Source organism: Bradyrhizobium sp. PUT101 (assembly GCF_052043945.1).
In the GTDB taxonomy this organism is placed as follows: domain Bacteria; phylum Pseudomonadota; class Alphaproteobacteria; order Rhizobiales; family Xanthobacteraceae; genus Bradyrhizobium.
Genome location: NZ_CP197207.1, coordinates 5,555,032 through 5,569,414, shown reverse-complemented (window position 1 = coordinate 5,569,414; position 14,383 = coordinate 5,555,032). Strand labels below are relative to the sequence as shown.

Sequence of the window (14,383 nt, the reverse complement as noted above, 5' to 3'; positions counted from 1 at the left end):
AGAGGTAGTAGCATTCCAATGAACAGGAGGGCAATCGATGGCAAAAGAGCGAAAGGCTCCAGCCGGTTCAAGGCTCAATCCAGCAGCCAAAAGCGAAATCCTGGAGCTTATCAGTCAGCAAGTTGCTTTGGCTGGCCGGGCGACGCCTCTCACGGCGGATGAGAGGATCGATGAGTATCATAAAGGCACATCGCCGGGTCCGGTTGATCAGTACATAAAAGGGCAGCCCCAGCAGTAACGGCTCGGCGGACAGTCATGGTAAGGACGATAGAATTGTCCTAAGCGATCTCAGCGGAGCCCGCCCGGCTCGGAGGAAGACGGAGTTCACCATCCTTGCTCCAGCTAATCTCGCCTTGGGGCGAGAGGACGATGATTCGTTCAGCGAGTGATCGTGGGGCCATCCGAAAAAGATCAGCATGCGTTCCGAACTGCGCGGGATTGGATACCGGTTGAGCAAAGTCGGCATGCTCGTACGCGAATTCCGCGTACGGCAGAATCCATCGCGCCTTGACCAACTCGGCCCAACGCAGCGTATCCTGAGCAGAACCCGTGAACTGCTCCAAGGCGCGCGACAGAACGAAAGGCTTCTTATAAAAATGGGAGCCTTGAAAGTGGAAATTGGAGCACGGCGAAAAGAACAAGTCGACGGGCCCAAACCTTTCATGCACTTCTCGCATAACGTCGTCCATTGAGCCAAAGTGGTCAGCGCATGCATCAACCACTCCAAGAGCACTCTTGCCTCCGAACCGGAGATGGTATGTCTGCCAGTCTTGCCGTCCCTCTGGACCGCTGCCCTCTCCATAGAAGGGTAACGATACAAACTCCACATCGCCGAACTGTAGCGACTCCCAAGGCTCCACTGTCAACACATTGTGGAATCCAAGCTCCTCGCACACGCGCCTCATGTCGATATTCACAATGGACGGCCGCGAGCGCAGCTTTGGCACGACGATTGGCGTGTCGCGATCCACGAGCAGTAAACTGTCCAGGTTGAGGTGGTCCCAGTGAGGATGCGAAATAATGATCGCATCGTAGGGTCTGGTCAGGAAATGCTCGAGCCGAACCTCGGGCCGGTGTCGGAGGACTAAAAGTGGATCTATCAACACACTACTGTTCGGCGTCTCCACCACTAGGCAGGAATGCCCGGCCAGCGCAATATGATATCCGGAAGGCGCAGGCAGCGACTGCAACTCTACGAACTGGAGCAGTTCCTTTTCGATGAGGACTTCGAGCAGGCTCCACTCGGCGTGGTCTACCTTTCGGCGTAGTTCGTCGACGCTCGTCGACGGCCTAAGCCGGGCGAGCAACTCGCCGAAGACTGGGAGGCTCAAGGCATTTATCGGAATGCGCAGCTCAGAGCGGTCCGCCCTCGATCGGAAAGACAGTTCCAGGTCGGGATCGAAGATCGTTAGCGGTGGATCGAAATAGAACTCGTCTCGCAAACGCAGGACTTCACCGACGTTGGTATAGAAGCGCTTTGCGCCGCTGCATTCGAACCAGTCTTCTCGGCCCAACTCCCTAGCAGCAAACATTGCGTCCCGGCAATCTGCAATCTCCTGAGCAGTTTGTCCAAGTGCAAGATGTGCCAACGAGCCGTCGTCTAGAAATCGTTTGAGCCGATAGCTGTCCAACGTGACGAGGCAGTCCGGATGCAACACCAACGCGTATGAATCGCCTTGCTGATATGGTAGCATGTCTCAAGACCCTCACCTCAGATCCATCTCAATGATTATTCCTCAATCTGCAGAATCCTCCAGCGGAGAATTGTCGGGCCATCGTGAATCCTTGTATCGAGGCTTTTCCTTTCCGGGCGCGCCACTCCATGCCGAGTTGTTCCGGGCGGTCACAGAGGAATGGACCCGGGAGGTCCTACGCGTATTGATTGAGAGAATGCATGAGCACCAAAGCTCCAATTCCCTGCGCACCTATCTGAAGCAGGCCAGCCAAGGGCGAAATCTTGGGACTTTTGCCTTGGACCCGAACTGCGGCGCTGCGCACGAGGCACTTTCCGGAAACACGGAATTGGTAGACCGTGCGGCATGCGGTGCGGGGTTGATGCTCGCCGCGGCGGGGGAGATTGGTGATTGGAACGTCAATCTGACCTCCCCGACCCGCTTTCGGTTTGGACACTGGCTTTTGCCGGCCGCCACCCGCTTCATTGTTCACGTTGACTCCGAACGCACTTGCATTAACGTTGGGCCTCATACTTTTTCGGTGCAACGCGATAACGTGGAGACCGCGGACGCCATCGAACTTCCAACCGTTCATGCCGGCGCCAGGCGGATTGTGTGTTGGAATCGCAACGTTGGACGCGCTACTGAAGTTGCGATCCTCTCGCGACAATTCAGAAATCGCTTAAGGGGCGACTTGCCCGACAGAGTCCAATCAGCTTTTGACTTGTTGTCGCGCGCGGCTCCCGAGTATTACGAGTGGGTATCACGCGTCGTTCGGGTAATCTTTCTTCTGGAATGCAGGGGTCGCCTGCTTGAAAGCGCAAGTTTTGCGTCTCGACCGGGTGTTCTCCGGATCACTGCGGATACCCGACCGGCTGCCGTCGCCGAGATGCTCGTGCACGAGGCGAGCCATCAATACTATTACCTGCTGACTCGTCTGGGCTTCGCGTTGAGCAACGCAGAGGACACTCAGTATTCGCCTCTTAAGCGCACCGAACGTCCACTGGACAAGATCATTCTCGGGTTTCACGCCTTCGGGAACGTCCTGCTGCTCCATCGCCAGCTGAGGGAACGCCATGCCGACGATGACGGATACTGCGCAGAAACCTTGCAGCCTACACACGCAGAGGTTACTATGATGCGCGATACCATCAGACTGCACGCTCAGTTGACCGACATCGGGCGAGGCCTATGTTATCCTCTGTCAGCTGCCCTGTCGTAGACGACCCAAAGATCGCCACTGTCATCGTCAAGCTGGCGAGCCGCTGCAATCTGAACTGCACATACTGCTATCTCTATCAGCACGCCGACCAAAGTTATTTGGGTCGGCCGCCGCTGATCTCAGATCGAGTCTTTGACGCCATTCTTCTGGCGATGATACGTCACTGCGAGCGGCATGCGCCTCACCGCATGTCAATGCTCTTTCACGGTGGCGAGCCTCTGCTCGTCGGACCGACGCGCCTAGGTAAGTTCGTGAAACGAGCCCGCGCTGCCTTGGGAACAAGCCTGCGTTCGCTGTCGATTCAAACAAACGCAACGCTCATCGATGCGAATTGGGCGGCCCTTTTGGCCTCAGTCGGCATCGACGTTTCAGTGAGCCTCGATGGTCCAGCCGAATGGCATGACCAAGCGAGGCGTGATCATCACGGGCGAGGCTCCCATGAGAACGTTATCCAAGGAGTTCAGAATCTAATTGCCGCTGGCATCGATCCATATGTCTTGTGCGTAATACAGCCCAGTCGTTCAGGCGTCGACGCCTTTCGGTACTTTCTCGATCTAGGAATCAAGCGCTTCGATCTGTTGCTGCCTGACGTGACACACGACAGCAAGCACGCTTTCTACGGCCGACTCGGGCCGCACCCCGTGGCTGACTACCTCATCCCAATCTTCGACCTCTGGCTCAAACGCGACGATCCGACCGTCGAGATCCGTTTGTTCAACAACCTGCTGTCAATGTTGATGGGCGGCCAATCCCGATTCGACAACTTTGGAAATGGCAGGCCGAGCTATTTGGCCATCGACACTGACGGAACCATCGAGGGCTTGGATGTTCTGCGCATTTGCGAGCATGGGCTCTCGGCCAGCGATCTGAACATCTTGACGAATGATTTTGATAATCTTTCTTCTGGATCACCCCTCTTCTCCAAAGCGCTAGTCTCCGGCTTCCAGCTGCCATCAATGTGCCGCACTTGCCCAGAGGTGGAGATTTGTGGCGGCGGTTATCCGCCGCACCGATATTCTCGCGCGAAGCACTTTGACAATCCTTCAGTCTGGTGTGCAGACATTCTGGTACTGCTAAGACATATGCGCCGGACATTGAGGGCCCACGGATATGCTTGACGCAGCCAGGCCAGCCCTGTTTTTTTCGAACGCCTTGGGCGACCACATATTGAACCTCCCGGCGATACGCGGCCTGTGCCAGCTATTTGCCGGGCGCTTGACCGTGTTGGTGGGGAACCCCTTCGCGCGCACTCTCCTAGCTGGTCTGCCAATGCGTGACATAGTCGAAACCCGGATTCGATACGTTGGAGGGGCAGGTCAGTTCGATGCAGCTCTTGTTGCTAAGACGCTTGACAAGATCGATCTCTTCCTGAGCCTCAACCCCTGGCATTCGGGATCAATAACAGAACTCTTGACTCGCCTTCACCCTAGATCTTCGGTCGGCTTCTTCCCCGATTTTTCGACCGCACTCCCGCTCGACTTCTCGCGCCACAGTGCCGACCTTGCATTCCAAGTCGTCCGTCTGTTTGACCGTTCTCGCTCGCCGGAGGATTACTTGTCGCGGCTGCCGCTTCCTTCGGTCAGCGAAGACTTCGCAACCTCCCTCCGTTCACAAATCGGCTCGGATCAAAAACTGCTGGTGGTCCACGCTGAGACCAAACCTGAGAAACGCTGGCCGCCAAACTATATGGCCGAGACTATCGCCACATTCATGTCGATACATCCCGAGTTTGTTGTGATCGCTATCGGCGCTCATGAGATCGCCATCAATGATACTCCCGGATTAATTGCAGCCGTCGGCTTGCGTATAGAATCTGCGATGGCGCTTCTTTATTCTGCTGATCTCTTTCTTGGTGTCGACTCGTTCCCGCTCCATGTCGCAGACTTCGCGCAGGTGCCCGGCATTGGACTGTTTGGCCCAACTGACGCGAGGGAATTTGGGTTCCGCTTCTCTCCAGTGCATCGACACGTCCAAGCGGCACATGAGATGACCGAGATCTCCGTCACCGCCGTCGTTCAGGCGCTCGAAGATGTATTGCAAAGATCTCATGGAGAATCGAGCCGAGTGCCCCGCCGGCCTTTCAGTTTCTGAGATTTGAACTCGCCTTGTCGGGGATTGCGGTGTGGGATTGCTGCGACAATGTTGGAGTGAATGATCCAGCCGCTTTGTGAGGGCTTGCCAACAAGGCGCTCCGACGATGACAGTCCAGCGGTATCCCGACTGCCCCTCAAACCAACTCCAACCTCAGCGACCGCCCCACCATCCGCGCAGATTACGGTGACAGTGCACTAAATCGTTTGAGACAAGAGTGCACTTTCAATGCATTTCAGAGGGGCAACTGCGGAGCCAGGAACGCAGCCACTCGCAGTTGATTTCAGATATTTCAGTTAGGTGGACCGGGCCTTATAATTGGGCTCGGAAGGGACTTCCATCATGACCACGCACGTCCTGCAATTCGTCGAACTCTCGGTCCAGGACCGCAAGGCGGGCGAGGCCCTCGGAAGGCTTGGCAAGGGCGACCGGGTCGAGGTCCGGGTCCGCCGCAAGGCGGGTGCGGATCAGATCGTTAGACTGCCGCTCAAGGCTGCCGCATTGCTCGAGACTGCACTCAGCCATCTCCTTCAGGGCGAACGCGTCGCCGTCGTCGCCGAGAATCAGGAACTCAGTCCGAATGACGCGGCAGATATCCTTGGAATCTCACGGCCTCTCGTCGTGCATCGCATGGACTCTGGCGATCTGCCCTTCCGATATGTCGGCAAGCACCGCCGTACGAAGCTACAGGATGTGTTGACGCTGAAGGCGAAGATGGATGCCCGGCGGACGGCACTGGAAACTCCTGCAGCCGATGCAGAGGAACAACACGAGCGGGCCGGCTCCGCGAAGAAGCCGGAGAAGAGCATCGGACGCTCTTCCAAGCGCGCCTCCGCACTAAGGGATGTTGATCAACTCGTTCTTGGTACGACGAACGCTCCATACCGCCGGGCGATCACATCGCCTGATCTCGTGGCTCGCCTCAGATCGAGGGACTGGCAAAACTGGATCGCACACGTCGTCACGTTCTTCACGGAGGTGCGGCCTGAGCTTGTTTTGCAGTTCGCGCGGCTTCACGGCATTCCCATCAAGGAATTGTCTGCCGCCTATCGTTCGATGAAGTCGGCCACTGGCGAGACCAGCCCTGCATTGGAGCGCGCATTTGAGCGGCTGGCGTAGGCTCCTTGGTCGAACGCTCGATGGGCTTGCGGGCCTAGCGCGGCAGGGGCGGCCTGTGCCCGACTGGGTCCTGGGTGGTGGCACGGGAGACCAACCTCACCCCTCCACCCTATACAACCTCCACCGCTCCGGCACGCCCTTGAGCCGGTGCACGCCGTGATCCCTCAGGCTGATCGCGGACTGCGCCGTCATCAGTTCCTTCACCGCGCTCGACACTAGCACCTCGCCTGCGCGCGCCTTCGCGGCGACGCGGGTGCCGATGTGGAAGGCGAGGCCGACCATTTCGCCGCCGCTGATGGTGTATTCGCCGGCGTGCAGGCCGACCCGGATCTCGAGGCCCAGCGTGCGCATGGCTTTCTGGATCGCGGTCGCGCAGGCGATGCCGGCGGCGGGCTTTTTGAAGGTCGCGAGCACGCCATCGCCGGTGGTCACGACCTCCTTGCCGCCGCACGTCTTCAGCTCCTTGCGAACGGCGGCATAGTAGTGGCCCATCACCTTGGTCCAGCGCGCATCGCCGAGCTTGGCCGCCTTCGCGGTGGAGCCGACGATGTCGACGATCAGGATGGTGGCGAGGGCCTGCTTGAGCTCGGCGCTGCGTGCGGCCGAGGGGCTCCGGTTCGCGATGGGTCCGGTCAGCGGCTCGTAGCGATGATTGCGGCGCCGCGCGATCGCGGCTTTGGTGTAGTCCTGCGCGCGCTGCGCGCTGCCGCAACGAACCGTCTTCTCCTGCGGCAGACGCGACCAGTAGACCTTGCGGCCGGCACCGGCGCCATGCACCTCCACGGCGCCCCACTTCAGGAAGACCGCCGAGCCAACGCGCCTGACGCACCACGCCTTCGACGTGTACCCGGAGACGTTCGACTGATGGACACCGATGCGAAGGAATTTCGGCATGAATGTGCGGCCAAAGACCGTTTGCGTAGCTTTCGCAAAAGCTAGTCGCACAACCCGGCGTTGGCAACCGGGCTCCCAATCCGCCCCTCCGCACTGCAGACGAGGCTATCGCTTATGGACGAGGATTGTCCGCGGGGCTTGCTCGGCCTCTTGCGCTTGCGGGAGAGGCCGGCGCGCTCATCGAGGGCGTCGGGTGAGGGCTTCGCCACGCAGGGACATTCGCCGCAATCCTCAACAATCCCGATGCGGAAACACCCCACCCCAGCCCTCCCCCGCAAGCGCAGGGCAATCGCATATGAGGAGACGCGGCGGGAAACTCGCCTGCGGCCATCCTTCGAGACGCCCGCCTCCGGCGGGCCCTCAGGATGAGGCGTAGTGCGCGGCAGCAGTTTCAAAGGACACCGCCTTAGCGAAGCCTCATCCTGAGGAGACCGCAAAGCGGTCGTCTCGAAGGACGAGGCGCTTGCTCAGGCCCGTCCGAAAAGTCATATGCAATAGCCCTGCCCGCAACCGGGAGAGGGAGCCCAGTGAGCCACATCGTGCACACGATATGCGATCGCCCCATCCCTGCAGGGCGATCATCTCACGTCAGCTCCTTCGACCAGTCGTATTCGGGCCTGGCCGCCGAGCGCGTCACCGATTTGGCGGCATCGACGCTCGATGCCTTTTCGGCGCGGCGCTGATAATCATCGGCAAGCAGCTTCAGCCGCGTCGCGACCACCTCGTCGGTCATGCTCATCGCAGCGCGCAGCAGGCTCTGCGCCGTTTCCATGTATTGCTTGCCTCGTCGTGACATCTGCAGGGTCATGGCATCCTCGCACGGTTCTCTGGAGATATTTCGAATGCGATCGGGACACGGCCGAACCAGTCGCGGTCATCCCGGCGACGCGTCGCGAAACGATCGACGCACTTCTTCGAGCAGAGCGGCTTGCGCCACGCGTAATACCTGACAAGTCCGAACTGGCCGTCGCAAACGGCGCAGCGCCCGGTTCGACCATGAAGATTTGCGGAGCAGGTTGGCATAGACGTCTCCTCTCGTTGTCGCGCCTGATGTCGCCGATCACCTCTTCTGTTGCACCGGGGCTTGCCTCGCCTCCCGATGACGCGGGCGGCATTCGTCGTCTGAGCCGCCCACGAAGCCAGCTTACGAGTCCTGCGCGGCGATCTCTTTCACCAAGGCGCCCTCAATTGCGCATCCGCACGACGCCCGGCCCGGCACATGACAGGCGGGCGAACGCCGGTTTGCCCGGCGCGGCGTCCGTCGGCTGGAGGAGGCGCAGCAAAAAGCGATGTGCTATCCTCCTGCGGGGGCGGCAGGAGAGAGAGAACCCATGGCAACGAGTGTCAAGCAAATGCTGGAAGCTGCGAACGCGGCGGTCCCGAAGATCACCTCCGATCAGGCGGCCGAGATGATCAAGAACGGCGACACGCTGGTCGTCGACGTTCGCGATGCGCCGGAAGTCGCCGCCAGCGGCAAGATCGCGGGGGCCGTGCATGTCTCGCGCGGGATGCTGGAATTTCGCGCCGATCCGGAGTCGCCCTATCACGACAAGGCGTTCGACAAGACCAAGACCGTCATCCTCTATTGCGCGTCCGGCGGCAGATCGGCGCTGGCCGGGAAGGTGCTGAAGGATATGGGCTACGACAAGGTCTACAACGTCGGCGGATTCAAGGATTGGTCCGGGGCAGTCGAGAAATAGGCGGAACAGGCAGTTCCCGTTTCCTGGCGCTTGCACATCACGGCCATGAACGATTGATCCTCGGGGCGCGGACCTTGGTGCTGCGCCCCGATTGGCACTTCCTGCGCCACGTGCGGGGGGCGGGACCGTCACCCGGGCGATCGACGGCGTCTGACTTGCTCGGTCGGTCGAAGCTTCATCCTTGACGAAACGATCCGCCTTCACGCGCGTTTTCCCTGTGCCGAGAACCGCGCGAGGCGTGTCATGACCAGGGATAACGAACTGAAGCCCGACGATTTCCCGATCGAAGCCGACAAGGACAAGCTGAAGACGCACAAGGGCGAGCCCGTCGCCGAGGCCGAATCGGAGCAGATTGCGGACGAGATCGCCGAGCGGCTGAACGAGCATGCGCACCGGGAAGAGCAGGATCGCTGGTCGGCGTAGCGGCAGCCGCCGCCCCGCAGGATTTGGAACGACCAGGCGTTCCCGCGCATTGGCCCGCGCCGGATCCCACTTGTTCCGGCAATGGCGGCCCCGGCATGAACCGCCCCCGGACGGCCGGGGCCGCCTGATCGCGAGCGGAAAGGAGCGAAGATGAAAGCGCTTGTTCTTGCTGGGCTCATTGCAGCTCTCGCGTCTCAACCTTCCGCGTCGCCCAAGGCGGCGCGGGTGCCTCCAGATCCGGGTCGAGCATCGATGCGACCGGAACGGGCGGTGCGCCGGGCGCAGGCGCCTCGAGTCTCAACACGTCATCGGATGCCAACAGGGGCGGCTCGAGCGCACCGGCGAAGTCGACGACGGAGCGCCCCGGGGACAACGACACCAGACAGAGCCAGGGCGGCCAGATGAACGCACCGGGGGCCGGCACGATGGGAACGAACCGCAAATAGCCGCGGGCGTAGGTCGCGCCCTCACTCCGGATACGCGAACAGATCGATCGGCTCGTTGAAGCCGCGCACCGCGTGCTGGCCGACATGCTCCAGCGCGAACTGTTTCTCCACCAGCTCGGCGAAGGCGCGTGACAGCAGCACCTTCTTGCCGATCGTCTTGGTCAGCGCCTCGAGGCGGGAGGCCATGTTGACGGCCGGGCCGATCACGGTGAAGTCGAGCCGGCTGGTCGATCCGATATTGCCGTACATGACGTCGCCGACATGGACGCCGATGCCGTAGTTCAGCGGCGCGCGGCCGGTGCCGCTGTTCCGTTCGTTCAGCGCGACCATGGCCTGCCGGGCCTCGGCCACGGCATGCAGCAGGTTTGCGCAGGCGTCGGGCGCGCTGAGCGGGAAGATCGCGAGCAGTCCGTCGCCGATGAATTTGAGGATCTCGCCGCCGTGCCGCGCAATCGGCTCCGACATCGCGTCGAAATAGTCGTTGAGCAGGTCGATGACGTCGTCGCGCGGCCAGTTGTCGGAAATCTTGGTGAAATCCCGGAGGTCGCAGATCATGATCGCGGCGCGGACCGTCGTGCCGGTGCCGCGCCTGGTGGCGCCGGCCAGGATCAGCTCGCCGGCATGGGAGCCGACATAGGTCTCCAGCAGCGTCCGTGCCAGCCGGTTCTTGATGCGGATCTCGCTGACCAGCGCCAGCACCGGCAACAGCTTCTTGAGGCCGGCGATATGCGCATCGTCGAAGCCGCCGGGCCGGTCGGTCGCGAAGGTGACGATGTGCCGCTTGCCGAGCGTATGGTAGAGCGGCCAGGCGACATAGTCGGTGAGGCCCTTGGCCCGCATCTCGTCATAGAGGGCGTGCTTGCGACCGAGCGAGGGATCCTGCTCGAGCCTCTCGCGCAGCTCGGTGGCGCCGTCATGGATCTCGTGAGCGGCGCTGCCGATATATTCGGGCCGCTCGCGAACTTCATAGTCGACCAACGCAATCTCCGCCTCGCGCATCCCGTCGGACCACATCATGCGGGCCCCCAGCCATTGCGGGTGATTGATCAACACGTGGAGCGTCGCACGCTTCACCGGAATGCCCGCCTGCTGCAGGCGGATGCACATCTGCGCGAAGATGTCGTCGATGAAGCGCTCGTCGCGCGTGCCGTTGGTCAGCCAGTCGATGACGCCGTCGGCAGGCGTGGGGGCATGGTTGTCTGGCGCGTTCATATCCTGCCCCTCGAGCTGCGGTCCGTTGCGAAGCAGATATCATGCTCCGGCCGGGCGGCGTCAACCTGACCAATTGCATGGATTGTACGCAGCGGGCGACCGCCGCAGCGGCCGCCTAAAGCGCGATGCGATTAGGATGAATCGTCATCGCGCTTCAGGTTGTTGTTTAAGCATGATCTTTTCGGAAAACCGCTGTGCACTTTTCCGGATCATGCTTTAAGCGAGCAGCCGGATCGACCCCAGCACCGCCAGACCCGAGACGAGCGCAAGCATCGCCGGCTCCGTCAGCTCGACCTTCAGCGTGCCCTCGTCGGGAACCGTAAAATGATCGTCATCGAGACGAATGCGGCATTCGCCGCGAGCGGCGTAGACGAGATGGGTGCCCACCGCGAGCAACCGCTCGCCGGGCTCCTTAAGCGCGAGGAGATCAATCTCCGCCGCACCGCGCCGCGCCATGAGGTTCACGACCTCGACGGGACCGGCCTCGAGCTCGGTGACGATCTCGAGCTCGCCGGTGAAGCGCACGGTCGTAAAAGGTTCACGTTCGTCGAATTCCTGCGTGGGCGACTTCAGCGCGAGCCCGCGCCCGTCCACGACCATCTGCAAGCGGTCGATCCCAGGCATGTGGGAGAAGGGACCGGGCGCCACGATCGGCGTCGAAGCAAATCGCCACAGCAGGCTGTCCCAGCTCTTCTGCGGCGCATCGTCCCGATGAGCGTCCGCAATGTCGGTGAAGATGCCGCCGCCGTTCTTCCACGGCGAGCGGGTGTAGTCGTCAGGTTTCAGCAGTGTGGTTTTCATGTCCACATCATGCGCGGGATGGACCGGCTTTGCCACCGGTTTTCACTTCAGCCGCTGAAGCTCGAATTGGGTCTATGTCGCTATTTCGACGTCAATGCCGCCACGGGTCGCCAGGCGTTATCGGGCGACGTCGCGGCGAACTGCCGGCATCGGTCACGCATCAGTTCGGCCGGACGATCGCGACCGCGCTGTTTCAACACCATCTCGAAGTTGGCGAGCGCATCGGCGAACCGCCGCGCACGATAGGCGGCGAGACCGCGCTCGTAATCCGCGATCCAGCCGGGGGCCGCCGCTGTCTCGTTCACCATTCCAATCAATTCGTGAGCCGAGAGACCCTCCTCGCGTCCGTAGACCGCGATGCTGTCGACCTCGCGCGTGATGACGGCACCGCGCACCAGACGTTCCGTCGCTTCGCCGATCAGGATCCGCGTGCCATAGGATTTGTTGGCGCCTTCGAGCCGGCTGGCGACGTTCACGGCATCGCCGATCACGGTGTAGTTCAGCCGCAGCTCCGAGCCGATATTGCCGACCAGCATGCGGCCGGAATTGATGCCGATGCGGATCTGGAGCGGCTGGCCGAGGTCGTCGACGAGGCCCGATCGTTCGATCGCCCTCTGGCAGGCGAGCGCCGCGCGGCAGCATCGCGCCGCGTGATCGTCTTGCGGCTGCGGCGCGCCCCAGAACGCCATCACGGCATCGCCGATGAACTTGTCGATGGTCCCGCCATTGGCGACGATGATCTCCGAGGTGATGTCGAGATAGCGCGACAGCAGCGGCACCACGCGATCGCCCAGCCGCTCGGACAGCCCCGTAAAGCCGGCAATGTCGATGAACATCACGCTGAGCTCCTGGACGCTGCCGCCGGGCCTCGCCTCGACGCCCTGGCGCAGCAGGCCGCGGACGAGATCCGCCGGGATGAACTTGCGGAAGGCGGACAATCCGGCCGCCATCTCGGCAATCGCGCCCGACAGGCTCGCGATTTCCCTGAGCCGCGACGGATGACGGCGGACCTGCTCCAGCGCGAAGGCCTCGACATGGCGAAGCTCGCCGACGACGCGCGACAGCGGCGCGGCGATGACCGAGCGCGCCAGCATCGCCGAGGCGAGCGCCGCGAGCACGGCGCCGACGGCAAGGCCGAGGATCAGGCGCCGCAGCGTCATCTCGACCGGCCCGAGAAATTCGGCCTCGGGGATCACGGTCGCGAGCGACCAGCCGGGAAACGGCAGCGGCGTCAGCGCGACTTCATAGGCAGCGCCGCCCGACGTGAGCCGGCTCCGCCAGGCCTCCCTGCCGCCGGCCTCGCCCGCCTTGCCGAGCGCCAGGCGCGCGAGCGGCAGCAGCGCCGTGTCGCCGCGCGCCGGATGAAGCTCGTCGGCATTCTTGTCCGGCGCCGCGACGAGCTCGCCGCTGCCATCGACGATGAAGGCGGTCCCCGTGCGCCCGACCTCGAGCTGCGACAGGAAACGCGCGAGCCTGGTGTATTCGATGACGACGGCCAGTACGCCTTGCCGCTCCTGATAGACGTCGATCGGTCCTGCAAAGGCGATCGACGGCCGCACGCCGGTCGCATGGTCCAGCACCCTGAACCATTGCGGATCATCCGCGGTCAGCCCGGCCTTGAACCAGGCCTGGTCGGCGACGCGGAATCCGGTCGGCTCGAAGCGGCGGTTGGCGAACTCGATGTCGCCGGGCACCACGTCATACTCATCGACGCGGCGCTGGCCGGCATGGTCGGTCAGCGAGATCTCCATCATCTCCAGACGGCGATCGCCGAGCTTGTGCGCGGCGAAGAAGGAGCCGTCGGGCCAGCCGAACGCGACCCAGGAAATCGTCGCCTGCGACTGCAATTGCGAGAGAAAGACGAACTCGCGCTTGTCGGCCTCGCGGGTGTCGAGCACGTTCTGGAGGAACAGCGTGCGGATCGCAGTGTGGGCGGCGCGCGCCTCGTCGACGATCGCCGAGACCTCCTTGCGCACGGCCGCCACGATCTGCTCGTTGATGGTCGAGGCGAGCTGCCGGCTGGTCGCCTCCGCCGTGCGCCACCACAACAGGCTGCAGAGGGCGGCCGTCAGCAGGATCGCGGCCAGGACCAGCGCGGAGACCGCAAGGCGGATGCTGACCGTCAGCCCTGCGATCGCGCGAAGCCGTCGTTCGGGATCGACATTCATCGCTGCTTTCGCGCCTCGTTGCGAGTCACTGACATTGTCTTACGCCGCCGGCGCTCGTTCGTTACGTCTGGCAGGAGCGAGCGACCGCAGCCAATGCCCGGTGGCTACCATCTCGATAGAAGCTGGGCATTGGCTTCGAGCCGACGCTTGCCCGCTAATCCCCGCTCGAGCGCACCGCCCGTGCGCCCGATCCAAGCGGTCTCACGAACTCGTGAGCAGCCTGCCGGTAACGCAGGTGGTGCGCGGAGCGAAGGAGATCATGCGCTGTCGCCTGCCAGGCGATGCCATCTCGAACAGGAGAATCTCGATGTCTGCCAAACATGCTGTCACCTCCCTGGTCCTCGCCGGTGCGATGTCGACCGCGCTCGCCACTTTTGCCGCCGCCAGCCCTCTGACCAAGGCCGAGGGCGAAGCGGCCGTCGCCGCCAAGAAGGAAAAGTGCTTCGGCGTCGCACTGAAGGGCCAGAACGATTGCGCGGCGGGTCCGGGCACGACCTGTCAGGGCACCTCGACCATCGACTTCCAGGGCAACGCCTGGAAATTCGTGCAGGGCGGCACCTGCACCAGCATCGAGCTGCCGAACGGCAAGAAGGGTTCGCTCAAGCCGGTGTAACGGCCGGCGCGACATCGCCAG

The 14,383-nt window shown here is 62.1% G+C and carries 14 protein-coding genes; 8 read left to right on the top strand and 6 right to left on the bottom strand.

The window, feature by feature from the left end:
* Positions 1-37 precede the first annotated feature (37 nt).
* A complete protein-coding gene (locus tag ACSHT2_RS26815) occupies positions 38-238 on the top strand; it encodes a hypothetical protein (protein WP_440637632.1) in 201 nt (66 codons plus the stop codon).
* A 40-nt stretch (positions 239-278) separates the two neighbouring features.
* Here ACSHT2_RS26815 and ACSHT2_RS26810 read toward each other — a convergent pair whose 3' ends face one another.
* Positions 279-1,694 carry an MBL fold metallo-hydrolase gene (locus tag ACSHT2_RS26810; protein WP_440637630.1) on the bottom strand — a complete coding sequence of 472 codons (1,416 nt, stop codon included), beginning with the start codon at positions 1,692-1,694 and terminating at the stop codon, positions 279-281.
* Positions 1,695-1,725: 31 nt separating this feature from the next.
* Here ACSHT2_RS26810 and ACSHT2_RS26805 point away from each other — a divergent pair, with 31 nt between their 5' ends.
* The 4 genes from ACSHT2_RS26805 to ACSHT2_RS26790 all read left to right on the top strand — a co-directional run bounded on the left by ACSHT2_RS26805 (position 1,726) and on the right by ACSHT2_RS26790 (position 6,105).
* On the top strand, positions 1,726-2,895 hold the full coding sequence (locus tag ACSHT2_RS26805) for an aKG-HExxH-type peptide beta-hydroxylase (RefSeq protein WP_440637628.1): 1,170 nt from the start codon (positions 1,726-1,728) through the stop codon (positions 2,893-2,895).
* A complete protein-coding gene (locus ACSHT2_RS26800) occupies positions 2,865-4,013 on the top strand; it encodes a radical SAM protein (protein ID WP_440637626.1) in 1,149 nt (382 codons plus the stop codon). Before ACSHT2_RS26805 ends, ACSHT2_RS26800 begins: the two co-directional genes overlap by 31 nt.
* Entirely contained in the window at positions 4,006-4,986 is a 981-nt protein-coding gene (locus tag ACSHT2_RS26795) for a glycosyltransferase family 9 protein (RefSeq protein WP_440637624.1), read from the top strand. The genes ACSHT2_RS26800 and ACSHT2_RS26795 overlap by 8 nt, the downstream gene beginning before the upstream one ends.
* A gap of 342 nt (positions 4,987-5,328) precedes the next feature.
* Entirely contained in the window at positions 5,329-6,105 is a 777-nt protein-coding gene (locus tag ACSHT2_RS26790) for a hypothetical protein (RefSeq protein WP_440637622.1), read from the top strand.
* 96 nt (positions 6,106-6,201) lie between these two features.
* Here the strand turns inward: ACSHT2_RS26790 and ACSHT2_RS26785 are convergent, their stop codons facing one another.
* Both ACSHT2_RS26785 and ACSHT2_RS26780 read right to left on the bottom strand, forming a co-directional pair.
* Positions 6,202-6,999, bottom strand: a complete 798-nt coding sequence (locus ACSHT2_RS26785) for an adenylate/guanylate cyclase domain-containing protein (protein ID WP_440637620.1) — start codon at positions 6,997-6,999, stop codon at positions 6,202-6,204.
* Between the two features lie 583 nt (positions 7,000-7,582).
* Complete coding sequence (locus ACSHT2_RS26780) at positions 7,583-7,807, bottom strand: hypothetical protein (protein WP_319333522.1); 225 nt, start codon at positions 7,805-7,807, stop codon at positions 7,583-7,585.
* Positions 7,808-8,330: 523 nt separating this feature from the next.
* Here ACSHT2_RS26780 and ACSHT2_RS26775 point away from each other — a divergent pair.
* Positions 8,331-8,699 carry a rhodanese-like domain-containing protein gene (locus ACSHT2_RS26775; RefSeq protein WP_440637618.1) on the top strand — a complete coding sequence of 123 codons (369 nt, stop codon included), beginning with the start codon at positions 8,331-8,333 and terminating at the stop codon, positions 8,697-8,699.
* A gap of 243 nt (positions 8,700-8,942) precedes the next feature.
* Complete coding sequence (locus ACSHT2_RS26770; protein WP_131874606.1) at positions 8,943-9,122, top strand: hypothetical protein; 180 nt, start codon at positions 8,943-8,945, stop codon at positions 9,120-9,122.
* A 467-nt stretch (positions 9,123-9,589) separates the two neighbouring features.
* Here the strand turns inward: ACSHT2_RS26770 and ACSHT2_RS26765 are convergent, their stop codons facing one another.
* The 3 genes from ACSHT2_RS26765 to ACSHT2_RS26755 form a co-directional block, all read right to left on the bottom strand.
* Positions 9,590-10,780 (bottom strand): adenylate/guanylate cyclase domain-containing protein, encoded by a 1,191-nt coding sequence (locus ACSHT2_RS26765; protein WP_440637616.1) that lies wholly within the window; start codon positions 10,778-10,780, stop codon positions 9,590-9,592.
* 216 nt (positions 10,781-10,996) lie between these two features.
* Positions 10,997-11,581: a HutD/Ves family protein gene (locus ACSHT2_RS26760; protein WP_440637614.1), complete on the bottom strand. Its 585-nt coding sequence runs from the start codon at positions 11,579-11,581 to the stop codon at positions 10,997-10,999.
* A gap of 80 nt (positions 11,582-11,661) precedes the next feature.
* Positions 11,662-13,749: an adenylate/guanylate cyclase domain-containing protein gene (locus tag ACSHT2_RS26755; RefSeq protein ID WP_440637612.1), complete on the bottom strand. Its 2,088-nt coding sequence runs from the start codon at positions 13,747-13,749 to the stop codon at positions 11,662-11,664.
* A 307-nt stretch (positions 13,750-14,056) separates the two neighbouring features.
* Between ACSHT2_RS26755 and ACSHT2_RS26750 the strand changes: the two genes are divergently transcribed.
* Entirely contained in the window at positions 14,057-14,362 is a 306-nt protein-coding gene (locus ACSHT2_RS26750) for a BufA1 family periplasmic bufferin-type metallophore (protein WP_440637610.1), read from the top strand.
* The last annotated feature ends 21 nt before the right edge of the window (positions 14,363-14,383 follow it).